This window comes from Shewanella xiamenensis (assembly GCF_024971755.1).
Classification (GTDB): Bacteria; Pseudomonadota; Gammaproteobacteria; order Enterobacterales; family Shewanellaceae; genus Shewanella; species Shewanella xiamenensis.
Genome location: NZ_CP079718.1, coordinates 3303583 through 3329440 on the forward strand (window position 1 = coordinate 3303583; position 25858 = coordinate 3329440).

Below are 25858 nucleotides of genomic sequence, written 5' to 3' on the forward strand. Positions count from 1 at the left end.
GTTGCTTTACAGAGCATAGCCCAGTCAAAAGTAAAAATCAGCTGCGTTTAGTCATCACTGCGTCAACTAAACCATATTCCACAGCTTGAGTAGCGCTCATGAAGTTATCGCGATCAGTATCACGCTCAATTACTTCGAGTGGCTGGCCCGTATGCTCTGACAGCATCAGATTTAGTTTATGCTTGATGCCTAAGATTTCTTGGGCATGAATAGCGATATCAGAAGCCTGACCTTGGAATCCACCCAGTGGTTGGTGGATCATCACGCGAGAATTAGGTAAGCAGAAACGCTTGCCCTTTTCACCGCCAGCTAATAAAAACGCGCCCATACTGGCCGCTTGACCAATACACACAGTACTCACATTAGGCTTAATAAATTGCATGGTATCGTAAATCGCCATGCCAGCGGTGACTGATCCACCGGGTGAGTTGATATATAAAAAGATATCTTTATCTGGGCTTTCTGATTCGAGGAATAGCAACTGCGCCACAATCAGATTCGCCATATGCTCTTCAACTTGACCCACTAAAAAGATAATCCGCTCTTTTAACAGACGAGAATAAATGTCGAATGAGCGTTCACCCTTAGCAGTCTGTTCGATCACCATAGGCACTAAAGCACTTTGTATGTCTGACGCATTATGCATTATTCATTTCCCTAAATAAAAATGGCTCGCATGAGGAGCCTCATACGAGCCATTATAAATGGCGAACTGCCAATCAAGTCAAGCTTAGCTTATGCGCGACCTGTAGCCTTGTTCATAAATTCTTCAAAAGCGACTTCTTTTTCGGTCACTTTGGCTGTTTTAAGCAGAGCTTCAACAGCTTGCTCTTCAAGCGCAACGTTGCGCATGTTTTGCATCAGCTCTTTATTGCTGTTGTAATACGCAATCACTTCACTTGGATCTTCATAAGCAGAAGCCATAGAAGCGATTAAGCCTTGTACACGCTCATCTTCCGCTTTCAGCTCGTTAGTTTTGATCACTTCGCCTAATAACAGACCGATTTTAACGCGACGTGCAGCTTGCTCAGTGAATAATTCAGCTGGCAGTTCAGGCATGTTCGCCGTTTGACCGCCGAAACGTTGCATCGCTTGTTGACGCAATACGTTAACTTCACCATCGATCAGTGCTTTTGGCAGTTCGATGTCATTGTTAGCTAATAAACCTGCGATCACTTGCTCTTTCACATTAGCTTTTAACGCTTGCTCAAGCTCACGGTTCATGTTCTTACGGATTTCAGCTTTAAGGGCTTCTAAACCACCTTCGCTGATACCGAATAATGCTGCAAACTCATCGTTTACTTCAGGTAAGTTAGCCGCTAATACTTCAGTTAAGGTGATAGCAAACTTAGCTGCTTTACCTTTTAAGTTTTCAGCGTGATATTCTTCAGGGAAAGTCACGTCGATAACGAACTCTTCACCGGCTTTGTGACCTAAGATACCCGCTTCAAAACCTGGGATCATACGGTTACTACCTAATTGCAGTTCGAAATCTTCAGCTTTACCACCTTCGAATTCAACGCCGTCAACTGAGCCCACAAAGTTCATTTTCACTTTGTCGCCGTCAGCGGCTTCACGCTCAACAGCGGCGAAAGTCGCGTGTTGCTTACGTAAAGTTTCGATCATGCTGTCTACATCTGCATCGGTTACAGAGGCTTTTGGTTGCTCTACTTCAATTGCATCTAAACCTTTCAGCTCAACTTCTGGGTAGATTTCGAAAGTTGCTACGAATTCGAATTTTTCACCGTCAGTTGCACCTGGAACGAAAGTTGGTGCACCTGCTGGGTTTAATTTCTCAGCGATGATCGCTTCGATAAAGTTACGTTGCATCACTTCACCAGTGATGTCTTGACGAATAGCTGCGCCATAACGTTTGTTGATTACAGTAACAGGCACTTTGCCAGGACGGAAACCTGGGATACGAGCACGCTTAGCTTCACGTTGTAAACTGTCTTTAACCAGTTTTTCAATTTGTTCAGCAGGAACAGAAATGGTCAGGCGACGCTCTAGGCCTTGGGTTGCTTCAACAGAAACTTGCATTGTTTTACCTCGAAATTTGTCTAACGTCCTTTGTAATAGTCGAATCTTCAACTATTCAGGTATTCGTTTCTTGATCATTAAATTTGACTACAATGCCCACCACTACTGGCTTTTGGCACAGGTCGCTGTTAGTTGATATCTATCAAGACGCGACATTATAGCCACCGTTTTGTGCAGAGTCGAGCCTCAACGGCCGAATCTAGGGTATAAAAAAAGCGACCAGAGGTCGCTTTTTTTATTTTGTACTCAAAGTACTAAAAATGGGGTGACTGATGGGGCTCGAACCCACGACAACCGGAATCACAATCCGGGACTCTACCAACTGAGCTACAATCACCACTGAAACTGGTACGCCCGGCAGGATTCGAACCTGCGACCACCCGCTTAGAAGGCGGGTGCTCTATCCAACTGAGCTACGGGCGCATGGTCTACAGATTACTCTGCATCCTAACCGGCGTTGGATAGCATTTGGCTATCCATGCTACTCGCTCATGTAAACACTCGAGCAAATAACAATTAAAGTGGTCGGTGATAGAGGATTCGAACCTCTGACCCTCTGGTCCCAAACCAGATGCGCTACCGGACTGCGCTAATCACCGAAGGTCTTACTATATTTGGCATTGACTCAGAGCATTTCCTCAGCCCCGCGCTCATCCAAAATCAGGATTCATTACAGGACTGCGCTAATCACCAAAAAAGTTTTCAAAGCAAATCAACACATCTGCTCGAGAACGGAGCGCATCTTAGCCCCTCACTTTGCACCCGTCAACGATTTTTTTAACCGTTCATGCTAGATGCTGAATTATCAGTCGAATACGCTTTTTTTTATCCATTTCACGACGGCATTTGCCATGACACACCCGCTACGCCCTGTTAAAATAGCCGCGATTGCCAATCTCTGTGTTAACTACCGTTTTAACCATCGCCAATATAAAGGATATCCTACACCCATGACAGCCCAAATAATCGACGGCAAGGCGATTGCTCAATCCATCCGCACTCAACTGCGCGAAAAAGTTACCGCCCGTAAAGAGGCTGGACAACGCGTACCAGGTTTAGCCGTAATTCTCGTGGGAGCAGACCCCGCCTCTCAGGTTTATGTTGGTAGTAAACGTAAAGCCTGTGAAGAAGTAGGATTTATTTCTCGCTCCTACGATCTCGATACCAGCTGCAGCGAAGCTGAACTCTTAGCCTTGATTGATCAACTCAACGATGACCCTAACATTGATGGGATATTAGTGCAGTTACCATTACCGGCCCATATCGAAGACTCTAAAGTGATCGAGCGTATTCGCCCCGATAAAGATGTCGATGGTTTTCACCCATATAACGTTGGCCGTTTAGCGCAGCGTATTCCCGTATTACGCTCTTGCACGCCGATGGGCATTATGACACTCATTAAATCCACTGGCGTCGATACTTATGGCTTAGATGCGGTTGTCGTTGGCGCCTCGAACATTGTCGGCCGACCAATGACACTCGAGCTACTGCTTGCGGGCTGCACCACCACAACTTGCCATCGTTTTACTAAAAACCTCGAACAAAAAATTCGCCAAGCCGATTTAGTGGTGGTTGCCGTGGGTAAACCTGGCTTTATCCCCGGTGAATGGATTAAACCCGGCGCCATCGTTATCGATGTGGGTATCAACCGCTTAGAAAATGGCACCTTAGTAGGCGACGTGCAATATGATGTTGCTGCGCAAAACGCTAGCTTTATCACACCTGTACCTGGCGGTGTGGGACCAATGACCATAGCCAGTCTTTTAGAAAACACCTTGTATGCCGCCGAGCAATATCACGACTAGGTTCTAGGTTCTAGGTTCTAGGTTCTAGGTTCTAGGTTCTAGGTTCTAGGTTCTAGGTTCGGCAAGCATAAAAAAACCTGCATAATGCAGGTTTTTTATTGGCTGAAGATTTTTTGATTAAAGACTATCGCTAATTAAGCCTATTTCTTACGCCAAGTGGTGCCACTTGGGCCATCCTCTAAGACCACACCAAGCTCATTTAAACGATTACGCGCCACGTCAGCCGCTGGCCAATCTTTTTCACTGCGAGCGCGGTTACGTTCAACGATCAATGCTTCAATCTCTGCAACTTCATCGTCACTGCCCTCACCTTTAAAGAAGGCATCGGGAGATTGATGCAGTAAGCCCAGCACATCAGCAAGTTGTTTCATTGACACGGCTAATGCAGAAGCCTCTGCCATATCAGTGAGTTTCAGACGGTTGATCTCACGCACCATATCAAACAGCACTGAATAGGCTTCAGGGGTGTTAAAGTCATCGTCCATTGCCGCTTTAAACTTAGCAACAAACTCTTCGGCAGGTGCTGGCGCTACAGTCAGGTCAACATCTTTAATCGCAGTGTATAAACGCTCTAACGCCGCACGCGCCTGCTTGAGGTTTTCTTCAGAGTAGTTGATTTGGCTACGATAGTGACCCGATAGCAGGAAGTAACGTACGGTTTCTGCGTCGTAATGACTTAATACATCACGAATAGTGAAGAAGTTGCCTAAAGATTTAGACATCTTTTCGCGGTCGATCATCACCATGCCAGTGTGCATCCAATAATTCACATAAGGCGTGTCATGAGCGCAGCAAGACTGGGCAATTTCATTCTCATGGTGTGGAAACTGTAAATCTGAGCCGCCACCGTGGATATCGAAATGTAAACCTAAGTGCTTGCTATTCATCGCCGAACATTCGATATGCCAGCCTGGTCGACCCGGTCCCCATGGGGATTCCCACGTTGGTTCGCCAGGTTTCGACATTTTCCACAGCACGAAATCCATTGGATTTTGCTTATTATCATCAACCTCAACCCGTGCGCCAGCCTGTAATTGCTCCAGATTCTGGCCAGATAGGCGACCGTATTCAGGAAAAGAGGCCACACTAAACAGCACATCGCCATCGGCAGCAATATAAGCATGACCACGGGCCAATAAACGTTCGACCATATCGATGATTTCAGCAATGTGCAGTGTGGCACGCGGCTCAAAATCAGGGCGTTTCATATTCAGCGCATCGAAATCCTTGTGCATTTCACCAATCAAGCGGTCGGTTAATGTATTGCAGTCTTCTTGGTTTTCGTTAGCACGCTTGATGATTTTGTCATCAATATCGGTGATGTTGCGCTGGAAATTCACTTCATAACCCGCGTAACGCAGGTAGCGAACAATCATATCGAAGGAAACAAAAGTACGCCCATGGCCAATATGACAGAGATCGTAAACGGTCACGCCACATACATACATCCCAACTTTTCCGGGATTAATAGGCTTAAACTCCTGTTTTTGGCGGGTAATACTGTTGTAAATCTTCAACATCGGTATTCTCTTCAAAGATAGATTCAAGTGTAAAATCAAGGGGTCAGTCTACCACGCTGACGAGGGTTTTGAATACTGCACTTTGCGCGCAATCCGAGATAAGTTAGAATCGCGCCACTATTTACTGAGAGTATGAAAACATGATCACATTACACACTAATTTTGGCGACATTAAACTGCAACTGAACGCCGAAAAAGCCCCGCTGACCGTGGCAAACTTTATGAAATATGTTGACGAAGGTTTCTTCGACGGCACCATTTTCCACCGTGTAATTGACGGCTTTATGATCCAAGGCGGTGGTTTTACCGCTGAAATGAGCCAAAAACGTTGCCATGAGCCAGTGAAAAACGAAGCCAACAACGGTTTATCAAACCGTACTGGTACTATCGCGATGGCGCGTACTTCAGATCCACACTCAGCGACGGCTCAGTTTTTCATCAACGTCAACGATAACACCTTCCTCGATTTCAAATCTGAAAGCATGCAAGGTTGGGGTTACTGCGTATTTGGTGAAGTGGTTGAAGGCATGGACATCGTTGAAAAAATCAAAGCTGTCAGCACTGGTAACCGTGGCATGCACCAAGATGTGCCATTAGAAGCGGTTGTGATTGAAAAAGTAAGTGCGGCCTAATTCCCTAGGATGCGGACCTTATTTATTGGCGATCTGCACTTAAGTGCCGATCGCCTCGATATCACCCAAGCCTTTAATCGTTTTCTCGATATCGAACTTGATGATGTAGATGCTCTCTATATTCTGGGGGATCTCTTTGAGGTATGGGTCGGCGACGATTTAGCCGCACCTTTTGCCCTCGAATTAGCGCGCAAGCTCAAACAAGTCTCCCAAAGATTGCCCATCTACTTTATTCACGGTAATCGAGACTTTATGTTAGGCAAACAATTTGCCGATGCTGCGGGTATGCAAATGTTGCCCGAAGTCAAATGCTTAGATCTCTATGGCGTTAACACGGTTATTTTGCATGGCGATAGCTTGTGCACCTTAGATAAAGCCTACCAACGCTTTCGCAAACTACGTAGTTTTGCCTTCGCCCGTTGGCTTTATAGCTGTTTGCCGAAGAAAAAACGTCAAGCCATTGCCAATAAAATCCGCAGTAACAGCCAAAGCAGTAATCAGCAAAAAAGCTATGTGATTATGGACGTAGAACCCAGTGCGGTGAATGCGTTATTTGCTCAAACCCACAGCAAACAGATGATCCACGGTCATACCCATAGGCCTGCTATCCATGAATTAAACAATGGCTGCAAACGGATTGTAGTCGGTGATTGGTACGAGCAAGGCAGCGTGTTAGTGGTCAGCGCCGACGGCGTGGAGCTAAAAAGCCTGCCCTTCGACGCCAGCTAAGCACCTATAGCGTCTTCACCATTAACACATCTACCGCTAAGGCCTCATACCTGAATATGGTTGAGGCCGCTACTTATCTTTCCCGCTGGGCAACTAAGGGTTGACCACTGTGGAAATGAAACTCGTCATCGGGCGCCATAATCAATTCGGCTTCTCTCTCGCCAAAATAAGCAACTCGCTCGCTGATATCCTCGGTCGATACTAACTGTGCCAGCTTAAGATAATCCTCAAAATGACGCGCCTCTGAGCGCAATAAAGATATATAAAACTTATTTAATTCAGCATCTAAATAAGGCGCTAATTTGGCAAAACGCTCACAGGAGCGCGCCTCAATGTATGCACCCACAATCAACTTATCCCGCAGAATATCCTTCTCATGGGTGGTCACGTGGCTCATCATCCCTTTTGCGTAACGCCCAGCACGAATATTACGATATGGGATTTGCCGTGCGTGCATCAGCTCCAGCACTTGCTCAAAATGATGGAATTCTTCTTTTATCAAACGGATCAGGGGTGGGATCAGATCCTGTGCAAAAGCAACATGTTGATTCGGCTGTAGATTGGCTACCAACTCATTCTTTTTGACATCACGAGCCAAAAACTGCTCGATATCGCGATCCTTATGATAAACAAATTCCTCATAGGGTTTCGCCCATGCCAATAGCGATTGTCCGCTGTCTTTATCCAAGGCATATCGCCTCAATAAGAACATCGCAGTCTGCGCCGCTTTTAGCTCACTATCAGATACATTGTGCAAGCCATTAGGGAAAAACCATTTATCAAAGAGTTCTTTAGTCCAAACACCGAAATGAAAGATAAAAAACTCATAGGGTTTAAATACATAGGACAGTTGAAGTTGTGATTCAGAATCAAGTGCGTACTTCCGAAGCACCTTGCCAGCGGTAGCAGCAGCTTTCCATTCACAGTTGCAGTGGTCTACAAGGAGCTGTTGAAGGTTTTTTTGTCTTAATGCTTCATCAATCCATGCTTGAGGTGTTTCACAACGTAAGAAAATTTTGATAGGTTTAAGTAAGTCACTGTACATGTTGAATACTACTCATACTAAAAGTCAGTTCAATTGTATCATTAATTTACTCATAAGACGTGTGAGTAGGCTTAACTGCCGCCCAGCGATAAACCATAACTGAATAATTTTATTGATAACCATTTATTTAATTGAGCTAATCTAACTCATTTTTTATCACGCTCGTTTTCCTCTCGGTATCCTTTTCTAATCCAGTTATTGCTTCTCCCCCATTTAAATAGTGAGTGAAATAAATATCCGTAAACTAGCTGAGTCATGCAAGAAAACCTCGCAGAAACAATGGATAAGAAACTTGCAAAAACTATGTTTAGAGAAGCAAAAGTCAATGATAAAACTTAATTAACTAAAAAATATGTAGAGGAGAATTGCTATCAATATGATAAGCAAAATTAATCCCTGACAGGAAAATAAAGAAAATGCAGACCAACACCACGGTACTCCAGCCCTTTCAGCATCATGCGGTGACTCAACAACATCCCCCTCAATCAAGAATGGTAACCAAAACTTTTCATACATCTCCTCAGTGAAGAAACCGCTGTGGTCAACATCATGATATCGGTTCTTTACTAAAGTACTCCGAAAGCCATTTACTCCCGCAGTTCCATAACCCCAAGTAAAAGATTTTGCAAACACAGGCCAAAAATCCGATGTGCCGATTTCGTTGATAACAACCTTTCCTTTAGGCAAATTGGGTAATGCTTCCCACTGATATGTCTCAGGAACTATCGAGCCACAGAACAAAATACGCTTCACTTCAAAGTCTAGATTTTCCTTTAAAAAATGAGATATGACGTAAGTGCCGAAGCTATGAGCTACGATAACTATATCGGAGTTACGATAATCTCTTGCAAGGAATCGCAATTGCGTAGTGGCAGATTTAATAGCTAATCTTCTAAAATACGGAAACCATGCAGCAAAACGGAAAACATCGACAAAGCCTAAACGTATAGGCTCTACATATACATTCTCACGTTCTACCTTGCTTGCTACAGAGGCTTTTAGCTGACTCTGCCAAACAGCATCGGTACGAATACCATGAGCAACAGCAATTAGAAGGCCTTTAACAGGGGGGATATTCAACTCTATAGCCCATAAAGCCCACGTTTCAGCCACGACTCGGTATTCAGGTTCAAGGCGGGAAATTCTATCTTTTAGATATTGGAGCTTGTCCTCTGGCTTAACCTTCTGCAAGTCAGCAGTCAAATTACGTTGAAACGATTCAAAAGACTCCATTCCAGTCAGGCTCCTTACTGTTCGACTTTGTTACTAATCGAATAAAGAACCTTAATGTTTTCAGGCATAACTTTGAGGCGCATGCCAGTTCTAAAGTCATCAACATATTCGGGAATATCGAGCAATGAATCGTATTTAGCAAGACCGCCAAGCGCTGGAGACTCTATCTGAATAACTTTACGAATAAAGCCATTAGATTCTAAAGCTTGTATAACTGTAAAAGTACTCGGTGAAGGCTCCAGCGACAACATGTAGAGCATCCTCGGCAAAGGCAATAACCGATTAGAATCTCTACCTAGTTCATCATAAAGCGCGCTAAGTCGTTCAAATACTTCGCGGCTTTCTGGGTTCTCACTCATTAAATTCAAGTACTCTTTGGAGGACATATTTATAATCCTCACTCTTACAGTGAGTAGTTATCGCAAACTCATTGTACTCGCCAGTCATTAGCACATGAACTTCCCTACTAGGGGTGTCGTAGCCTTCTCTCTGACTAAAAAACAAGTTATTTGAGTCGCAATGGACATTACCACCTTTGAAGTTGGCCATACTATCCCTTACGCCACTATCCTTCAGTAAATCAGATTCCCTATCAGGAGTAGCAGCCCTTAATGTGTAGCCAGAATCATTCTTAAGAGTGGCATCGCTAAACCTAATTATACCCGATAATTCCTCTCTGCGTTCCCATATATTGTTTTTTGAAGGGTAAAGACTGATTGGATGTGCCTTTAATTTCGCACTTGGGATAATATCTTTTAACATACCCAGCAAATTATTAACATCCTCTTGATAGCGCGTTGAATTGCTCTTAGATGATATTCTCACCTCAACGAGACCGTTTGGATTTATTTTCACCAAATTTACCGCTCTTGATGTGGTGGGTTTATAGCGTAAAACAATATACCCCTCTGCATCGAGCTTTTCATCGACAGGCTCTCTCTGAACTCGCTTAGAAATGACTTTGATGGTCAATGCCCCATCAGAGTCCCAGCGAACATCTGAAATAGTTGGCTCATCAGGTTCATCCAGCACAGCAGGAGCCTTGAGCAATGAGTCGAGACCTAGAGTATGAAGAATGGGGGTCAGAGCCTCAGGAGTGAGCGAGTCAATCAGTTCAGGCTTCAATTTATATAGAAAAACGTGCTGCCTTCCATGCTCTTCAGATGTAGCAAGTAAGTTGGTTAATTCTGAGATACTAAGCTTATTATCCTGTACAGCGGGAATTACTCGCTTTTCGGTTAACTCAGGCCACGTTCCTGAAAAACTCAGATTTTTACTCTTAAGAAGCTCCACCACAGCATTTTTATTAGAGGTCTGCTCTAACAACTTCATGATTAGCTCAATTTTGCGATTTAGTTCCGCGCTCACTAGTGTCCCTTTCTTATCTCAAATCTAACCTATTGCAAGACAGCATATCCTATAATAATGATAAGAAAAATCACACTTTTAGTTAAAAAATTGCCAGTCATGCCACTAATCATCAATCAGAGCAATGGATTTGAAGAAAAGCAACCAACCTTCTACTGGGCATGAAAAATCCAACTTCAAAATTTTGCAGCAAGCATGTTGAAGTAATAAGCCTGCAGATATAGCACCAACACATTGTCGCTAACAATTTTAAAATCCCTAGAGACATGTCAAAAACTATCCTTCAAAATCTTACACTGTTAAAATCATCAAAACAAAAGTTATTGACACCTACAAGTGACACTGTCAATATCTATGTAGTTATTAACAGTCTAGCAAGGTGATTAAGATGGCGCTTATTGGGTATGCAAGGGTATCAACTCAAGACCAATCATTAGAGGCTCAAATTACAGCCCTTACCGATGCGGGTTGTGTGAAGATTTATCATGGAAAGCAATCAGGTAAGTCGGACGACAATTGGAAGAAGTTAGATGAACTCATCGACTATTCAAGGGAAGGAGATATTGTCGTTGTCACTGCTTTTGACCGATTAGGTAGAAGCCTTAATCAGGTACTAGCTAGAGTAGACGTTTTAAGCAAGAAAGGAGTCTCTATAAAGACCTTAGACGGGCAAATTGATACAAGTAATGACTCCCCTATGGCTAAGGCCTTTACGCAGCTTCTAGGGGTGTTTGCGGAGCTTGAGCACTCGATAATTACGGATAGATTGCAGTCTGGAAGGAAGCGCACAGGAAAGCTCGGAGGAAGAACTCCCAAGCTAACCCCTGAGCAACGAAAAGAAGTGAAAACACGTTTAAAAAATGGTGAGAGTAAGCTCAAGCTGTCTAAGGAGTTTTCAGTGAGTAGAGCTACCATTCTGAATATAGAGAATGAGGCCTAGCGACCTCATAGTTACTGCGGTATTTGAGTCTTTACCAGATGGAATCTGTGGAATAGGGGTCAGGTATTTCATAATCATCTAACCTATTTTCCAAAATCATACGTTGTATTTTTTCCGCTTCTTCTGCGGTCAACCTGAACTCATAATAACCACCATTCTGAGTTCTAGTGAATCGCTTGCGATGAAAGTAGTGGTCATAAATTCTATCAAGCCCTTGCCATAAAGCTGTGCCACAGAGGTCTACTCTCTTACTTAGCCTAACAACCTCTTCATGAACCACATCAACCAAAGGGTATGGCTCCCTGATGTAGGTTGTATTAGATTTAGACCTTGTTGGCAATTGAAGATTTTCAGCCCTAATTAAGCGATAAAAAGCCCCTTTAGTAAGTTTATTAATAAGCTTCATAATCTCTCTACTACTCATTTTCTCATGTACTCGATAACACTGTAGCAAATCAGTTTTAAGCACTTTGCAAGTGTGGCCGAACTCCTTTTTCCCAAGCTTCCGATTTAGTCCCACTAGAGCAATTGTTAAATTGGATGGACTTAGAAGCCCTACAGAATCCTTGCCTTTGGCGGGGGATAAGTGAGATAACTCATAGGTTCTATCCTGATTACCAATTCCATTAGCTGCGGCCACTCTTTTATAGAGTTCTAGCAAATCGGCAAAGTCTTGAAACGCCACCCCTTCAAGAATCTGAACAGTCCCAGCCCTCCTTACATTACTAATTAGCCACATGCCGAATCGAGTTCTTGGGAAGATTTCCAGTGCTCGGTTTTGCTTCTTCTTTTTAGCATGTTCAGACTGGCATTGACGATTGCAGTAATGAGCATTCTTAGTTTGCTTACCGCAGAATTTACAATGATTAAGCGGTCTAGTGCTTCTTGTTGTTTTAGTTGAACTTCTTTTGGAGGCTTTACGACACTTATCAGAACAATACTTAGCATCCTCTCTCTTAGCCTTAAAAGAAGTTTTACAATGAACACATGTAATTGTGTGCATAATTCCTCCTTTGTCTGATGGGTATTTCTTTGACTTCAGGAGGGGGATGTACAAGGCCTATAAAGACCTAAAGAAGGACTAGAAAAGGTTATCTTGGAGATTATCTCGGACACATTTATAGCTAACTGCACAGTACTCTCACCCCTTATCATCAAAGGGTTTCAATGGATTTTTACGAAGCCAAATCAGCCCCATTATTCAATCCGTTCTCAGTACCGTTGCTATTTAAGCTACTAATAGACCTGTGCAACAAAAAAGCAATTAATGACCTTTCTTACCGCATATTCGCCTGTGAAATGATGCAAGAAATGAATTTAACTTTAGCTTGCGTGCAGCATTGCCCATTAACAAATAATGCTAGGTTCTAGTTGGTGACTGAAAATATATATTCCCTTCGAAAACACAGGGAAAAGGACTTGCAAAGATATGAGCGATGAGCGCGTTATAAGCCAATCACTAAATGAGATGAGTACTTAAACTTACAAGCGAGACATTACAGCAAATGTGTAACATTGTCAATAAGGAGTATATTAATCTATTGTTAATCAGATAGTTAACGAGCCAGGCATAACTATAAATATCTAGTATTCTAGCAATGCTTTAATGGTTAATATTCTATAAATTTCAGCTAATTAGCTCCATTCCCCTTGTGTGGTTCTACAGTTTTTGATAAAGGCTAATCGCGAGCAAGACCCCTTCAAAGATAAAATATTTGACCATCCCCTTCTGAATTACCATTTTCATAGCTCAACGTCACCAATTTCATCTTTCCATACTGCTTGTTTGCTTTAGACCTTACAACCCCATCATATCGGAATCGGTATCCGTTATTAGAGAATACGGGATGAGGAATGTTAATGCTGATTTCCCTTCCTGATGCGACAATTGCAAAGCCATACTTTATTAATTTAGCCTTTAATATTTGCTTATCTTGTGGAATATATTTATCCAAGTCTTCAGGTTCTACATAAAAATCATTTTCATCACTGCGAGTCCACCCTGATAACTCTGCTGTAATAAATGCAGACTTATTATCTTGAAGCTCTTCAATCTCGGCTTCCAAGTCAGTAATAAAGGCTCCAACAGTCTTGCTTGGATTATCTCTAAAAATTTCAGAGTAATCTCTAAGCTTGGAAAGCTTTTCACTGAGTAATCCTTCAATCCTTATTAGCTCTACATTATCATGTTCTTTTGCTTGATTATTCCTAAGTATAAACTCCCAGCCATCACCATCACCTTTTGTGTGCTCAAAGATAAACTCAAATATCTTTAACGGAAGAGTGGTTCTGTTGTTGCACTGTTCAGGGGTTCTCCCTCTGCGATTGCAGCGACCGTTCACGAATGTAGCATTACCGCGATAGGTATGAACAAAGCTGATATTGGCACCGCAAGCGCACTTAACCAAGCCAGATAAAAAAAGTGAGTGAGGTTGATTGCCAACAACAACATGCCGTCTTTCTCTCTCCTTTTGAGCTTTGTAAAAAGTAATTTCATCAATTGCCTTCGGATATACGTCAGGAATTTCCCCCCAGTAACCTATTGCAGTTTTGTTTTCCAGATACTTTATTACTGTAGACGGATTGAGTGTGACATTACGCCCAGCTTTGGTCGTTCTTATAAAAATGTCGGGGTAAGCTTCGATAAGCCGACTTCTGATTTTTCGCTCGCCAAGTCCGTCAATATAATCGCTAAATAATTGCTTTAGTGCTTCGGTTTCCCTTGGTTTTAATTTTCCTTCAGAGTCCAGCCAAAAAGGAGTTCTGCGTTTGACTGGCTTCCCAGCTTTAGCATCTGTTTCGCGTCTGGCATAGCTAGCTACAATACGTTTAGATAATGACTCTGAATAGCGGTGGGCTTGCTCAACCTTACCAGCTAAAATAAAAAGTTGGCCATTACCGCTCCCAATAGAATCTTTGGAATAAATTTGACCATCTTGCAAAGTGATAATTGATATTCCTTTTTGTAGAATACTTGAAATTAAGCTAATGAACTCAAGCGGCTCCAATCTACCAATGCGGTCAATTTCCTCAACCAAGATAACAGCATCAGACCGAATGAAGCCTTCCTCAATCGCTGTTAGCAACTCACCAAGAGCATGCTTAAGATGAGCTCCGCGACCACTTACTCCAAGGTCTTCAAATTTCTTCTTATAGAGTTCAAACTCCTCCTGATGGTCAACCAACCATCTTCTAAGGAGGGAGTTCTGCCTGTCTTCAGAACTATTTCCCTTCTGCCTATCGCTACTGAATCTAATATAGGAGACTGCTTGCCTCTTCTGTGGCTCACTCATTCAATATACCCTCGACAAACAAAAAACTTTCGAATGAGAACATTCTAAGGCTCAAGAAGTTCATTTGTACATTGTTTCTTATTGCTCACAATTACAATGGTCAATTAAGAGTTCATCTAACGAGGCAGAGGCTCTTGCTACATCAATCCAAGTTTGCGGCGTCTCACAACGAAGAAACGCATGAACAGGTGCCAGTAATTGCTGCATGGGATCACTCAAAAATCTTAAAGAAAATATCGTCATATTTTACGCGTAATTATCAACAAGCTATAGCTTTAGACACCAGTAAACTTGACTAGCTGAACTTTTTGTTCAATAAATAATCTACACTTTAAGAACTGAGATCCTGATCACGGCACATCTCAATTCAAAGAGTAGGCAATCAGGAGTTAAAGGGATTGTGGAGCATTAACCCTGATTGCAGAGCTGTTATCAGCTCGTCTGACGTTTGGCGAGCCAACATCAATGCTGAACAAGGATAATTATAATGATACTGAATCACTTAATGGGGTTATACACTCATCCAAAGCAAGAGTGGCATGCGATTGAACAAAACCATGAAGCACTCAAAAGTAGCTTAAGTCACGTTCTTCTCATCGCACTCATTCCCGCTGTCTGTAGCTTTATTGCAACAGCTTACATTGGCTGGAATCCAGGAGCCGGTGATCCTATTTATCTCACGCCGCAAAGTGCAATGTTTATGTCCGTAGGTATGTATTTTGGCCTAATTGCAGGCGTCTTTGCCCTCGCCTATTTAGCCTTTTGGATGGCAAAAACCTTCGATGCTCAGCCAACTTTCACCCAAGCATTAGAACTCGCGTCGTACACCGCAACACCGCTGTTTATGGTTGGTTTGGCGGCACTCTACCCAGTACTCTGGTTTATTATGATTGTTGGGCTGATTGGTTTAGCCTACTCGGTTTATCTGCTATATGCAGGTGTGCCCATCATTATGAATATCCCTGAAGAGAAAGGCTTTATTTACGCCAGTTCGATGGTCACAGCAGGTTTAGTGCTCTTGGTTGGATTAATGGCCACCAGTGTTATCCTCTGGAGCATTGGCTTTGGTCCTATGTACCAATAAGGGATTAATCCGCACTCAGGTGCAAACGGCTTGAAATACTGATAGTGACAAATTGATAGTGGCAAATAGACGTGTTGAAAACGAAAAGTTGTAAAACAGAAAAGGCCCTTAGCTTGAAAACACTAAGGGCCTTTTTATTCTTTACTGCTGTTGACAGTTAGTCGCGACAGAGATTATCGCGGCCAACAACTTGCTATTCAAACGAGTCCCGCAGTGCAACCGTTAAGTTAAACACTAAATGCTCGGCTGAAGAGTCTTTATTGTCAGCACAGAAATAACCTTCACGCTCAAACTGATAAGCTTTTTCCGCTGGCGCATTCGCAAGGCTTGCTTCAACTAAACCATTAACCACTTCAAGTGAGTTAGGGTTAAGCACTTCATCCACTGTCTCGGCAGCAGCAGGATTTGGATCAGTGAACAAGCGTTGGTATAAACGGAACTCAGCAGGTTTAGCCGTAGTCGCTTCAACCCAATGGATTACGCCTTTCACCTTCCGACCATCGGCAGGGTTTTTACCTAAAGTATCGGCATCGTAGCTACAGTAGACGGTAGTGATATTACCTTCACTGTCTTTGTCACAACGTTCGGCTTTAATCACATAGGCGTTACGCAGGCGCACTTCTTTGCCCATGACTAGACGTTTGTACTGCTTATTGGCTTCTTCTCTGAAGTCAGCCACATCGATATACAATTCGCGGCCAAAGGCAAGTTCACGTGTACCCATGCTTTCATCGCTTGGGTGAGAAGCCGCTTGAATCGTCTCGATTTGACCTTCTGGGTAGTTCTCAATCACCACTTTTAATGGGCGCAGTACGGCCATCGCACGTGGCGCATGTTCGTTGAGCTCTTCACGGATGCAGGCATCGAGCATCGCCGCTTCAATCATGTTTTCTTGCTTAGTGATACCAATACGTTGGCAAAACTCGCGGATAGACGCTGGGGTATAACCACGACGGCGTAGACCTGCAATTGTTGGCATACGGGGATCATCCCAGCCGGTTACTAACTTACGTGTCACTAAGTCATTTAATTTACGCTTAGACATCAGCGTATATTCAAGATTTAAGCGTGAAAACTCATATTGACGAGTACGATTTGGCGCTTGGAAATCATCTAAATTATCGAGAACCCAGTCATACAGACGACGGTTGTCTTGGAACTCAAGTGTACATAATGAGTGAGTAATGTGCTCGAGCGCATCGGAAATACAGTGAGTAAAATCGTACATTGGATAAATGCACCACTTATCACCCGTTTGGTGATGGTGAGCAAAACGAATACGATAAATCACCGGATCGCGCATACACATAAAAGGCGATGCCATGTCAATTTTTGCGCGCAGCGCACATTCGCCCTCTTTGAATTCACCTAGACGCATTTTTTCAAATAAGCGCAGGTTTTCTTCCACAGGAGTATCGCGATAAGGGCTATTTTTACCAGGCTCTTTTAACGTGCCACGGTATTCACGGGTTTCATCGGCATTGAGGAAACATACATAGGCTAGGCCTTTATTGATTAACTCAACGGCATATTGATGTAATTGGTCGAAATAGTTAGAGGAATAACGCACCTCACCATCCCACTGGAATCCCAACCAACGCACATCCGCCTGAATAGAATTGACATAATCGATGTCTTCTTTTTCAGGGTTGGTATCATCAAATCGTAAGTTACAGAGACCTTGGTAATCGCGGGCGATGCCAAAGTTCAAACAGATGGACTTAGCATGACCTATATGTAAATAACCATTTGGCTCGGGTGGAAAACGCGTCTGCACACTCGTGTGCTTACCGCTTTTCAGATCCTCATCAATGATATTACGAATAAAGTTACTCGGACGTACTTCAGTGTCCACATGACTCATGGAATTCCTCTTTGCGAACAATGGCAATTTTAACAAAACCAGCATGATCCTACAGATCTCGGCCAGTTACAATGCCCAGTATTAAAAACTAAGGGTTATGCCGTGGATAGTAAAACAATAAAAGCAGCCGTGAAAGCTGCTTTTATCTTTGTAACCACTAAGCTGACATTTATTACTCAGGGATTTACTCAGTAATAATCCGCACGCCTGGGATAATTTGCTGAGTTCTGCGCCCTTTACGTTTTAGCCATAGATAGAATATGACTAACGCACTGAGGAAGAAACCAATCCATAGACCCGATTGCAATGGGTGCTCGGCAAAGGTTGCTACTTGGTAAGCGATAGTTGCACTGCCATAGGCCAGAGAGAATGTCCATGTCGCTGCAAACGTTGCCCAACGAGTACCAAACTCGTTCACTAAAGCGCCCATCGCCGCAACACAGGGAGTATAGAGTAAGATAAACAGCAAATAAGAAAACGCTGCCACCTTGGTAGTAAACCCAGATTGCAAGGCACTAAAGGTTGACGTTGCAACACCTTGCGCCTCTGCCGCAACATCGGTACTGGACACATCGCCTACAGATAACTTAAGCGGGTCTTCCAAATCTAAACCAAACAAGTTTGCTGGGATAGTCGCAAGAGCCTCATTAAAACTATCGGCTAATGGTGTTAATTCGCCGCCCTCAGAACCGGCATTGGTATATAAGCTATTGAGTGTTCCCACCACCGCTTCTTTGGCAAAAATCCCAGTGATAATCCCGACCGTTGCAGGCCAGTTATCTTGCTCAATTCCCATTGGCGAGAAGATAGGTGTCACTTTCTGGCTCGCTACGCTTAAGAGTGACGCTTGGCTATTCTCATGGCCAAAGCTACCATCTACCCCTATCGCATTGATAAAATTGAGCAGTGTCACTACTAGTACAATGGTTTTACCCGCACCAAGGATAAAACTCTTAGTCCGCTTACCGGTACGCACCATCACAGCTTTAAATTTTGGTAACTCATAGCTTGGTAGCTCCATCACTACCGCACTACTCGTTCCTGGCAATAAAGTGCTTCGCAGCAACAATCCGGTACCGATGGCGGCAAAAATCCCGATGATATACAGTAAAAATACCAGATTTTGGCCGGAGTCAGGGAAAAATGCCGCCGCAAATAGTGCGTAGACAGGTAAACGTGCACCACAAGACATAAAGGGTGCCATCATCCCTGTGACAATACGCTCACGCTCACTGCCTAAGGTACGCGTTGCCATAATGGCTGGCACAGAGCAACCAAAGCCCACGATCATTGGTACGAAAGCTTTGCCCGGTAAACCTATGCGACGCATTAATCCGTCAACCACAAACGCGGCACGAGCCATATAGCCCGAACTTTCAAGAACAGATAAACCAAGGAATAATGCCGCAATCACAGGAATAAACGTAGAAACGGTTTGAATACCTTGGCCCACACCACCCGCAAGGATAGTCACCAACCAAGCTGGCGCGCCTATGTTATTGAGCAGTGCACCAAAATGATCGACCAGTAATGCCCCTGCGAACACATCGAAGAAATCGATAAACGCACTGCCGATGTTGATGCTGAACATAAACATCAAATACATGACAAATAAGAACACCGGAATGCCAAGTACAGGATGTAAGACTAATTTATCGAGTTTATCGCTCAAGGTTAAGAAGCCATCGGCTTTAACGGAACCTTGGAATACTCGCTCCACAAAATTAAAGCGAGTGGTTGCGACCATCACTTCAATGTCGTGTCCTTGCTGCGCAATTTGCTGAGTACAAGTATTCACCTCATCCTGAAGCTCAGCATTTTTACAGCTACCACAACCAGAACCGTTACCCAACATCGCTAAGGCGCGGCCACGGCTTAAATTGGGATCTTTACTACAAAGTAGTTGCACGCCTGCTTCAATTTGCTCGTCGTAATCAAGTAACAAAGGCGCTTCAGATACACGACCTTCAAGTAAGTCAAGCACTTGCGCTTGAACTTTAGCAACATCAGCAGGATCGCGGGAACAAACCCCGATCACTGGGCAGCCAAGCTCTTGGCTCATTTTCTTTAAATCGACACGAATGCCACGCTTGATAGCTGCATCGATTTTGTTCAACACCACCACCATAGGGATCGACAATTCACGGAGTTGTGCCGTCAAATAGAGGTGGCGCTCGATATTGGTCGCATCAACTAAGTTAATGATGCCATCGACACGTTGTTCGGCGAGATATTGTTGAGCAATCTGCTCATCGAGAGAACAATCACAGCTATTACCCGCAGGGAGTAAATCATAGATACCGGGTAAGTCGGTTAAGTAAACGTCAGCACCATTGAGAGTGAAATGACCGGTTTTTTTCTCAACCGTCACACCGGACCAGTTGCCAACTTGCTGATTCGCGCCTGTAAGCGCGTTAAAGAGTGTTGATTTCCCAGCGTTTGGGTTACCAACGGTGACGCAATGAAACTGCTTAGTCATTCGCCTTTTCCACCTCAATAATGTCTGCCAAGTCTCTGCGCATACAAAGCTTACTACCACGAATATCCAGCTCTAAACCAGAGCCCATTGGCGCTCGGCGAATCAAAGAAAATCGTGTATTTGGGGTAATGCCCATGGACAATAATTTACGCTTCACTGTTTGCGGCAAATCTAATCGCCCGATTTCAGAAATAATGCCACGGTCACCGGGACTGAGTTCGCTTAACTTCATTACCTATTTCACCTTGTAACAGCTTCAGCTTGAAAAACTGTGCTCATTTTATCTGAGCTATGGAGCTAATAACTTTACCTAGATCAAGCTTTTTGACTGGTAACGATAATAGTTTTCAATTGTGTTGAGTATTATGTGACAAAAATCTCAATGAATAAACGCCTGACCGAAAATAAAAATGCCAGCTAGCTGCCACCATTTATCGCAATCGAACAACATGTTCAATAAGCGTTAAAAAAAGTCATCCTCGGTACAAAATGAGACATTGATCACGCTTATTGTTTATCCCTACAAAATCATTCCTCTTTACAGTCAACCAGCTAAAAAATGTTAAGCACTTGTCACGTGCTTGTTCTAATATTAATCAGCTAAATTAGCGATGTCGAAAGCTTGAAAAATAACAAATAAAACGCACTCGGGAATAGATGAACATGGATATTGGTTTAAAGTTCAAAAGCATAACTCAGGTTATGCTTGCTCTGATGTTATCGATACTCAGCCTTTCAACGGTAGCGACACCTTGGGATGACAAGCCACCCGAGGAGGTCGTCGCGACTTTGGACAAAAAATTTGCCGAAGGTAAGTACTCGGCCAAAGGGGCTGACACTTGCCTGATGTGCCATAAGAAAAGTGCCACTGTGATGGCCATTTTCGATGGTGTACATGGTAATCCTAATGTCAAAGATTCCCCCATGGCCGACTTACAGTGTGAGGCTTGCCACGGCCCACTCGGTAATCATAACAAGGGCGGCAAAGAGCCGATGATCACCTTCGGCCAGAATTCTCCGGTTCCCGCGCAAAAACAAAACAGTGTCTGCATGAGTTGCCATAACGACGATCAACGCATCGCGTGGAAAGGTAACCACCATGACAATGCCGATATCCCTTGCAGTAGCTGCCACCAAGTACACGTGGCAAAAGATCCTATTAGCGACAAAGCGAACGAAGTAGCGATTTGTACCCAATGCCATACTCAGCAAAAAGCGGATATGCACAAACGCTCATCCCATCCACTACAATGGCAACAAATGGTCTGTAGCGATTGCCACAATCCCCATGGCAGTTTAAATGATGCCAGTCTGAAACAAATGAGCGTCAACGAAAACTGTTACAGCTGCCACGCCGAAAAACGCGGTCCTAAATTGTGGGAACATGCGCCAGTCACCGACAATTGTGCTAACTGCCATAACCCCCACGGCAGCGTGAATGAGTCAATGCTCATCAGTAAACCGCCACAATTATGCCAACAATGCCACGCCTCCGATGGCCACAGCAGTAATGCTTACTTTGGTAATCAAACCAATGCCTTCACCTCGGGTAATTCCTGTATGAATTGCCATGGACAAGTGCATGGTTCAAACCATCCATCCGGCAAGTTGCTCCAGAGATAACAAGGAAATGATCATGCAAATAATGAACATATCGACTCCTAGAGCTTGTTTCTCACTCACATTACTGGCTTGGGCGATTAGTGGCGTACTCAACACAGCCCATGCTGAAGGATATGAAATCCAAAAAGCGAATCGCAGCGGCGTAAAAAGTGACTCATGGAGCTGCAAGCAATGCCAGCCCAAAACAGGGCACCAAGGCAACGTCAGCGCCACGCTCGCCTATAATGACGGCGAAGATAGCCGTTTTGGTAATCGCACTGGCACGGATAAAGATGGCTTGGTCGGTGCTGTGGGCGCCGATATGCAATACCAAGCTGAGAGTGGTTACCAAACCCGGCTAGAGGCCGATAAACTGGGATTTGATACGGGTTCTGCCAAGCTCACCACAGGCCAACCTGGACACTATCAAATCCAATTGGGTTATAAAGGTCTCGCCAACTATCAATACAATCAGCTAAAGAGCCCTTATCTCACCGATAACGATAATATGCTCTTGCCTGATAATTGGGTAGAGGGAGCAACGACCCACTCCATGCCGTTACTGCAATCGAGTTTAATCGAGCAGGACTTAAGCATTACGCGGAATAGATTCAACCTCGGCGGTTACTACGCAGGCCATATCTCATCGAGCAGCCGCTACAAAGCCTCGGTGAACTACCAGCATGAAAACCGCAGCGGCGCGAAAAAGACCAGCGCAAATATTCTCACTAACAGTGTGATGTTGGCGCAGCCAATTGATGACAGCACAAATGAAGTCGATGCCAGAGTTTATTTTGGCGGCGCAGGCTGGCAAGCGGGCATAAACAGCCAGATAAGCCAATACAAGAATGACCATCAGGCACTGCTATGGCAATCGGCCTATACGCCCACATTTGGTGCGGCCTACTTTGGCCAAAATGCCGTCGACCCAGATAACAAGGCCTATCGGATCGCAGCCGAGGCCAGTGGTGGTCAAAATGGTCATAACATCCTTATGCACGCGGGCATCAGTAACATGTCACAGGATGAGGCTTTTCTGCCAGCAACCATTAATGGCCCCTCTCCTGTACTGCCAACCGATAATCTGGATGCCCAAGTGGACATCCTAGATATGGTGCTTAAGTATTCAGGCCGCATCACACAGGATTTGAGTGTTCAAGCCAGTTATAACTATCAAGACAGGGAAAACAAGACGGCTCAGTTAGATTTCCCACAGGTCGTGACCGACAGCTTTTATCAAGGCACAGCTACAAATCGTCTCTACGATAAACGCAGTAAACAATTTGATCTCAAAGGTAAATATCGCCTAACGCCGTCGGCCTATGCTGAAGCGGGATATAGCCGAGATGAAATCATGTATTCGGAGCTTGATAGGCAGTCCATCGATGAATCGGGTCTCTTTGCCAAACTCAGCTACCGCTATTCGCCAGCTTGGTCAGCTTGGTTAAAGGGCGAAGTATTAGATCGTAATGGCAGTGAATACGATGCTGTAACAAGCACACAAAGTCCGAGTAATCCTTGGCTACGTAAGTCTTATCTTGCTGATCGCAAACGTCAAAAAGTCACCTTGCACACAGATTACCAAACCGATATAGGGTTCTCTGTGGGTGCGAGTTTACACAGTATTGATGATGACTATAACCATACATCAGTCGGGCTCACCCAAGTGTCTTACCTTGGCTACGATGTAACTGCGCAGTATCTCATTAGCGACAGTCTAAGTCTTAACGCCTATCTCAACCAAGACTGGCGCGATTCAGATCAGGCCGGAAGCAATCGTTTCTCAACACCTGATTGGTACAGCACCGCGGAAGAGAAATCGACCCTGATTGGCGCGGGTATAGCCTATCAAAACCTGCTGGATAATCGTTTAGATCTGGGATTGGACTACAGCTACTCCGATGGTCAAAGCGATACTGAAATCACCTATGGCATCACTAGCCCCTACGGTGACTACTACAGTCGCAAGCACAATATTAACGCCTACGCCAAATATAAGCTGGCCGACAGTATGTCATTACGCTTCGATTGGTTGTTCGAGAAATATCAAGATGCAAACTGGCAAAACCAAAACACCACTTGGGACACTGTCCCCAATGTGCTCAGTTTTGGCGACATCAGCCACGATTACAATGCTCATTACTTAGGTTTGACCTTAAGCTACCAAATGTAACTTAGGCACTGACAGCGTATTCCAAGGATAGAAATATGAACAAGTTTGCCAAATTAACCACACAATATAGTTTGATGCTGCTCCTCACCACACTTGTCTCCGCTTGTGGGGGAAATGATGGTAATGATGGCTCACCCGGTGAGCCGGGGAAACCACCCGCGATAACGATCACTAGCCTAAACATCATGGTCGATAAAGTTACCGTGACCGACGGCATTGCCCAAGTCGATTATCAGGTGAGCAATCAAGACGATGAAGCCGTGGTTGGTATTCCTTCAGCTACCTTCATTGCGGCGCAATTACTACCTCAGGGCGCCACAGGTGCTGGTAATAGCAGTGAGTGGCAACATTTCACCTCTGAAACGTGCGCCGCTTCTTGCCCAGGCACGATTGTTGACCATAAAAACGGCCATTACAGCTATCGTTTTAGCGCCACATTTAACGGCATGAATGGGGTGACATTCGTTAACGACGCCACCCAACGACTAGTCATCAAACTGGGCGGCGATGCATTAGCCGATGGCACAGCGCTCCCTATAACTAATCAGCACTATGATTGGCAAACCTCGGGGAATACCTTGGCTTATACCCGTAACTTAATTACCATTGAAACCTGTAATAGCTGCCACAACAATTTAGCGTTCCATGGTGGGCGTTACAATCAAGTTGAAACCTGCGTAACTTGCCATAACAGTAAAAGAGTCAGCAATCCTGCGGATATTTTCCCGCAAATGATCCACAGCAAACATTTAACGGGATTCCCTCAATCCATCAGTAATTGCCAGACTTGCCACGTTGATAATCCAGATTTAGCCGAGCGTCAAAATTGGCATAGGGTACCCACCATGGAAGCCTGTGGTGCCTGCCATACCCAAATTAATTTCCCTGCGGGCCAAGGCCATCCAGCCCAAGCGGATAATAGCAATTGCGTTGCTTGCCATAATGCCGATTGGACCGCCAGCGTACACGGCAATGAAGATCAAATGGCCGCGTTAGCTCAATTTAGTCCTAGCATCAGTAGTGCAAGCATGGATGCCAATGGCACAGTGACTGTTGCGGTGACCCTGACCAACCCCAGCACAGGCACTGCTTACCTAGATAGCGCAGATAAACTCAGATTTATCAGCGATCTAAGGGTTTATGCTAACTGGGGAACCAGTTTCGATTACAGTACCCGCTCTGCGCGCTCGATTCGTCTCCCTGACTCCACGCCAGTTTCTGGCAGCAATGGCACCTACGTTTACACTATTTCAGGTCTCACTGTTCCCGCTGGTACTGAGGCCGACCATGGAGGCTTAGCGATTCAAGGTCGAGTTTGCGCCAAAGATAAAGTATTAGTGGATTGCAGCACCGAACAGGCAGAAGTGCTGGTGATCAAATCAAGTCATAGTTACTTCAATATGTCTGCATTAACCAGCACTGGCCGCCGCGAAATCATTAGCAATGCCAACTGTGCTAGCTGCCACGGCGATCAACAACTGAATATTCATGGTGCGCGCAACGATTTAGCGGGCCAATGCCAACTTTGCCACAACCCGAATATGCAGGCCGACGCTACTGCGGCAAATCCCTCCATTACCTCCTTTGACTTTAAGCAGTTAATTCATGGCATCCATACCAGCCAATTTGCTGGTTTTGCAGATCTCAACTACCCAGGCAAAATCGGTAATTGTGCTCAATGCCATATAAAAGATGCAGCAGGCGTTTCAACGGTTGCCCTGCCCTTAAATACAGCGGTTCAACCGCTTGCGCTTAACAATGGCACCTTTACCAGCCCAATTGCCGCCGTATGCAGTAACTGTCACTCAAGTGATGCGACCCACAATCATATGAAGCAACAAGGTGCCGTGTTTGCAGGCTCCAAAGCTGATGCAACCGCAGGCACTGAAACCTGTGCATTCTGCCATGGACAAGGGGCCGTCGCCGATGTACTCAAAGTCCACCCAATTAATTAACCCTATGATGCAGGCCAAAAGGCCTGCAACTGCAGATATAAAAGGAACTCATACTATGCAGTCTTCTACCTCTAAAGAAATAGTCAGATCTCAATC

The 25858-nt window shown here is 44.4% G+C and carries 20 protein-coding genes, 3 tRNA genes and 1 pseudogene; 8 read left to right on the forward strand and 16 right to left on the reverse strand.

Annotated features, from left to right (window positions below):
* Window positions 1–37: 37 nt before the first annotated feature.
* The 5 genes from clpP to KXJ80_RS15805 all read right to left on the reverse strand — a co-directional run bounded on the left by clpP (window position 38) and on the right by KXJ80_RS15805 (window position 2639).
* The gene (gene clpP / locus KXJ80_RS15785) at window positions 38–646 is read right to left on the reverse strand and encodes an ATP-dependent Clp endopeptidase proteolytic subunit ClpP (protein WP_037417193.1); all 609 of its coding nucleotides are present in this window, start codon (window positions 644–646) and stop codon (window positions 38–40) included.
* Window positions 647–735: 89 nt separating this feature from the next.
* A complete protein-coding gene (gene tig, locus KXJ80_RS15790; protein WP_047538512.1) occupies window positions 736–2040 on the reverse strand; it encodes a trigger factor in 1305 nt (434 codons plus the stop codon).
* A 261-nt stretch (window positions 2041–2301) separates the two neighbouring features.
* Window positions 2302–2377: transfer RNA gene (locus KXJ80_RS15795), tRNA-His, on the reverse strand.
* Window positions 2378–2386: 9 nt separating this feature from the next.
* Window positions 2387–2463: transfer RNA gene (locus KXJ80_RS15800), tRNA-Arg, on the reverse strand.
* 99 nt (window positions 2464–2562) lie between these two features.
* Window positions 2563–2639, reverse strand: a tRNA-Pro gene (locus tag KXJ80_RS15805).
* Window positions 2640–2990: 351 nt separating this feature from the next.
* Between KXJ80_RS15805 and folD the strand changes: the two genes are divergently transcribed.
* Window positions 2991–3845 (forward strand): bifunctional methylenetetrahydrofolate dehydrogenase/methenyltetrahydrofolate cyclohydrolase FolD, encoded by an 855-nt coding sequence (folD, locus tag KXJ80_RS15810; RefSeq protein ID WP_037428154.1) that lies wholly within the window; start codon window positions 2991–2993, stop codon window positions 3843–3845.
* Window positions 3846–3985: 140 nt separating this feature from the next.
* On the opposite strand, the gene cysS is transcribed toward folD, so the two are convergent.
* A complete protein-coding gene (cysS, locus tag KXJ80_RS15815; protein ID WP_047535621.1) occupies window positions 3986–5365 on the reverse strand; it encodes a cysteine--tRNA ligase in 1380 nt (459 codons plus the stop codon).
* A gap of 140 nt (window positions 5366–5505) precedes the next feature.
* Between cysS and KXJ80_RS15820 the strand changes: the two genes are divergently transcribed.
* Complete coding sequence (locus KXJ80_RS15820; RefSeq protein ID WP_011623251.1) at window positions 5506–5997, forward strand: peptidylprolyl isomerase; 492 nt, start codon at window positions 5506–5508, stop codon at window positions 5995–5997.
* Window positions 5998–6006: 9 nt separating this feature from the next.
* Entirely contained in the window at window positions 6007–6726 is a 720-nt protein-coding gene (locus tag KXJ80_RS15825; protein WP_218738350.1) for a UDP-2,3-diacylglucosamine diphosphatase, read from the forward strand.
* Between the two features lie 73 nt (window positions 6727–6799).
* Here the strand turns inward: KXJ80_RS15825 and miaE (KXJ80_RS15830) are convergent, their stop codons facing one another.
* From miaE (KXJ80_RS15830) to KXJ80_RS15845, 4 genes are all read right to left on the reverse strand, one after another.
* Window positions 6800–7771, reverse strand: a complete 972-nt coding sequence (gene miaE, locus KXJ80_RS15830) for a tRNA isopentenyl-2-thiomethyl-A-37 hydroxylase MiaE (RefSeq protein WP_256931085.1) — start codon at window positions 7769–7771, stop codon at window positions 6800–6802.
* A 339-nt stretch (window positions 7772–8110) separates the two neighbouring features.
* Complete coding sequence (locus KXJ80_RS15835; RefSeq protein ID WP_218738349.1) at window positions 8111–9004, reverse strand: hypothetical protein; 894 nt, start codon at window positions 9002–9004, stop codon at window positions 8111–8113.
* A gap of 14 nt (window positions 9005–9018) precedes the next feature.
* Window positions 9019–9390 (reverse strand): hypothetical protein, encoded by a 372-nt coding sequence (locus tag KXJ80_RS15840; protein ID WP_218738348.1) that lies wholly within the window; start codon window positions 9388–9390, stop codon window positions 9019–9021.
* Window positions 9356–10372 carry a hypothetical protein gene (locus KXJ80_RS15845; RefSeq protein WP_259474464.1) on the reverse strand — a complete coding sequence of 339 codons (1017 nt, stop codon included), beginning with the start codon at window positions 10370–10372 and terminating at the stop codon, window positions 9356–9358. Before KXJ80_RS15845 ends, KXJ80_RS15840 begins: the two co-directional genes overlap by 35 nt.
* Window positions 10373–10760: 388 nt before the next feature.
* Here KXJ80_RS15845 and KXJ80_RS15850 point away from each other — a divergent pair, with 388 nt between their 5' ends.
* A complete protein-coding gene (locus KXJ80_RS15850) occupies window positions 10761–11312 on the forward strand; it encodes a recombinase family protein (protein WP_218738346.1) in 552 nt (183 codons plus the stop codon).
* A 31-nt stretch (window positions 11313–11343) separates the two neighbouring features.
* Here KXJ80_RS15850 and KXJ80_RS15855 read toward each other — a convergent pair whose 3' ends face one another.
* From KXJ80_RS15855 to miaE (KXJ80_RS15865), 3 genes and pseudogenes are all read right to left on the reverse strand, one after another.
* Window positions 11344–12315, reverse strand: coding sequence for a DUF2256 domain-containing protein (locus tag KXJ80_RS15855; protein WP_218738345.1), 972 nt, complete (start codon window positions 12313–12315; stop codon window positions 11344–11346).
* Window positions 12316–13012: 697 nt separating this feature from the next.
* Window positions 13013–14605, reverse strand: a complete 1593-nt coding sequence (locus KXJ80_RS15860) for a recombinase family protein (RefSeq protein WP_218738344.1) — start codon at window positions 14603–14605, stop codon at window positions 13013–13015.
* Window positions 14606–14689: 84 nt separating this feature from the next.
* Window positions 14690–14812: pseudogene (gene miaE, locus KXJ80_RS15865) on the reverse strand (tRNA isopentenyl-2-thiomethyl-A-37 hydroxylase MiaE); the annotation flags it as partial.
* A 280-nt stretch (window positions 14813–15092) separates the two neighbouring features.
* On the opposite strand from miaE (KXJ80_RS15865), the gene KXJ80_RS15870 reads away from it, so the two are divergent.
* Complete coding sequence (locus KXJ80_RS15870; RefSeq protein WP_037427921.1) at window positions 15093–15689, forward strand: Yip1 family protein; 597 nt, start codon at window positions 15093–15095, stop codon at window positions 15687–15689.
* Between the two features lie 193 nt (window positions 15690–15882).
* Here the strand turns inward: KXJ80_RS15870 and glnS are convergent, their stop codons facing one another.
* From glnS to KXJ80_RS15885, 3 genes are all read right to left on the reverse strand, one after another.
* Window positions 15883–17553, reverse strand: a complete 1671-nt coding sequence (gene glnS, locus KXJ80_RS15875) for a glutamine--tRNA ligase (RefSeq protein WP_037417167.1) — start codon at window positions 17551–17553, stop codon at window positions 15883–15885.
* A gap of 184 nt (window positions 17554–17737) precedes the next feature.
* The gene (gene feoB / locus KXJ80_RS15880) at window positions 17738–20032 is read right to left on the reverse strand and encodes a Fe(2+) transporter permease subunit FeoB (protein ID WP_218738343.1); all 2295 of its coding nucleotides are present in this window, start codon (window positions 20030–20032) and stop codon (window positions 17738–17740) included.
* A complete protein-coding gene (locus KXJ80_RS15885) occupies window positions 20025–20264 on the reverse strand; it encodes a FeoA family protein (RefSeq protein ID WP_011623257.1) in 240 nt (79 codons plus the stop codon). The genes feoB and KXJ80_RS15885 overlap by 8 nt, the downstream gene beginning before the upstream one ends.
* A gap of 425 nt (window positions 20265–20689) precedes the next feature.
* Between KXJ80_RS15885 and KXJ80_RS15890 the strand changes: the two genes are divergently transcribed.
* The 3 genes from KXJ80_RS15890 to KXJ80_RS15900 are packed head-to-tail and all read left to right on the forward strand — an operon-like array spanning window position 20690 to window position 25762.
* Window positions 20690–21655 (forward strand): DmsE family decaheme c-type cytochrome, encoded by a 966-nt coding sequence (locus KXJ80_RS15890; protein ID WP_144345834.1) that lies wholly within the window; start codon window positions 20690–20692, stop codon window positions 21653–21655.
* Window positions 21656–21668: 13 nt separating this feature from the next.
* On the forward strand, window positions 21669–23807 hold the full coding sequence (locus KXJ80_RS15895; RefSeq protein ID WP_218738342.1) for an MtrB/PioB family decaheme-associated outer membrane protein: 2139 nt from the start codon (window positions 21669–21671) through the stop codon (window positions 23805–23807).
* 35 nt (window positions 23808–23842) lie between these two features.
* Window positions 23843–25762, forward strand: coding sequence for an OmcA/MtrC family decaheme c-type cytochrome (locus KXJ80_RS15900; protein ID WP_218738341.1), 1920 nt, complete (start codon window positions 23843–23845; stop codon window positions 25760–25762).
* Window positions 25763–25858: the final 96 nt, after the last annotated feature.

Excerpts from the sequence above, each read along its gene's own strand:
- clpP (WP_037417193.1), bottom strand. The coding sequence starts at position 646 with ATGCATAATGCGTCAGACATACAAAGTGCTTTAGTGCCTATGGTGATC.
- tig (WP_047538512.1), bottom strand. The coding sequence starts at position 2,040 with ATGCAAGTTTCTGTTGAAGCAACCCAAGGCCTAGAGCGTCGCCTGACC.
- folD (WP_037428154.1), top strand. The coding sequence starts at position 2,991 with ATGACAGCCCAAATAATCGACGGCAAGGCGATTGCTCAATCCATCCGC.
- cysS (WP_047535621.1), bottom strand. The coding sequence starts at position 5,365 with ATGTTGAAGATTTACAACAGTATTACCCGCCAAAAACAGGAGTTTAAG.
- KXJ80_RS15820 (WP_011623251.1), top strand. The coding sequence starts at position 5,506 with ATGATCACATTACACACTAATTTTGGCGACATTAAACTGCAACTGAAC.
- KXJ80_RS15825 (WP_218738350.1), top strand. The coding sequence starts at position 6,007 with ATGCGGACCTTATTTATTGGCGATCTGCACTTAAGTGCCGATCGCCTC.
- miaE (WP_256931085.1), bottom strand. The coding sequence starts at position 7,771 with ATGTACAGTGACTTACTTAAACCTATCAAAATTTTCTTACGTTGTGAA.
- KXJ80_RS15835 (WP_218738349.1), bottom strand. The coding sequence starts at position 9,004 with ATGGAGTCTTTTGAATCGTTTCAACGTAATTTGACTGCTGACTTGCAG.
- KXJ80_RS15840 (WP_218738348.1), bottom strand. The coding sequence starts at position 9,390 with ATGTCCTCCAAAGAGTACTTGAATTTAATGAGTGAGAACCCAGAAAGC.
- KXJ80_RS15850 (WP_218738346.1), top strand. The coding sequence starts at position 10,761 with ATGGCGCTTATTGGGTATGCAAGGGTATCAACTCAAGACCAATCATTA.
- KXJ80_RS15855 (WP_218738345.1), bottom strand. The coding sequence starts at position 12,315 with ATGCACACAATTACATGTGTTCATTGTAAAACTTCTTTTAAGGCTAAG.
- KXJ80_RS15860 (WP_218738344.1), bottom strand. The coding sequence starts at position 14,605 with ATGAGTGAGCCACAGAAGAGGCAAGCAGTCTCCTATATTAGATTCAGT.
- KXJ80_RS15870 (WP_037427921.1), top strand. The coding sequence starts at position 15,093 with ATGATACTGAATCACTTAATGGGGTTATACACTCATCCAAAGCAAGAG.
- glnS (WP_037417167.1), bottom strand. The coding sequence starts at position 17,553 with ATGAGTCATGTGGACACTGAAGTACGTCCGAGTAACTTTATTCGTAAT.
- feoB (WP_218738343.1), bottom strand. The coding sequence starts at position 20,032 with ATGACTAAGCAGTTTCATTGCGTCACCGTTGGTAACCCAAACGCTGGG.
- KXJ80_RS15885 (WP_011623257.1), bottom strand. The coding sequence starts at position 20,264 with ATGAAGTTAAGCGAACTCAGTCCCGGTGACCGTGGCATTATTTCTGAA.
- KXJ80_RS15890 (WP_144345834.1), top strand. The coding sequence starts at position 20,690 with ATGAACATGGATATTGGTTTAAAGTTCAAAAGCATAACTCAGGTTATG.
- KXJ80_RS15895 (WP_218738342.1), top strand. The coding sequence starts at position 21,669 with ATGCAAATAATGAACATATCGACTCCTAGAGCTTGTTTCTCACTCACA.
- KXJ80_RS15900 (WP_218738341.1), top strand. The coding sequence starts at position 23,843 with ATGAACAAGTTTGCCAAATTAACCACACAATATAGTTTGATGCTGCTC.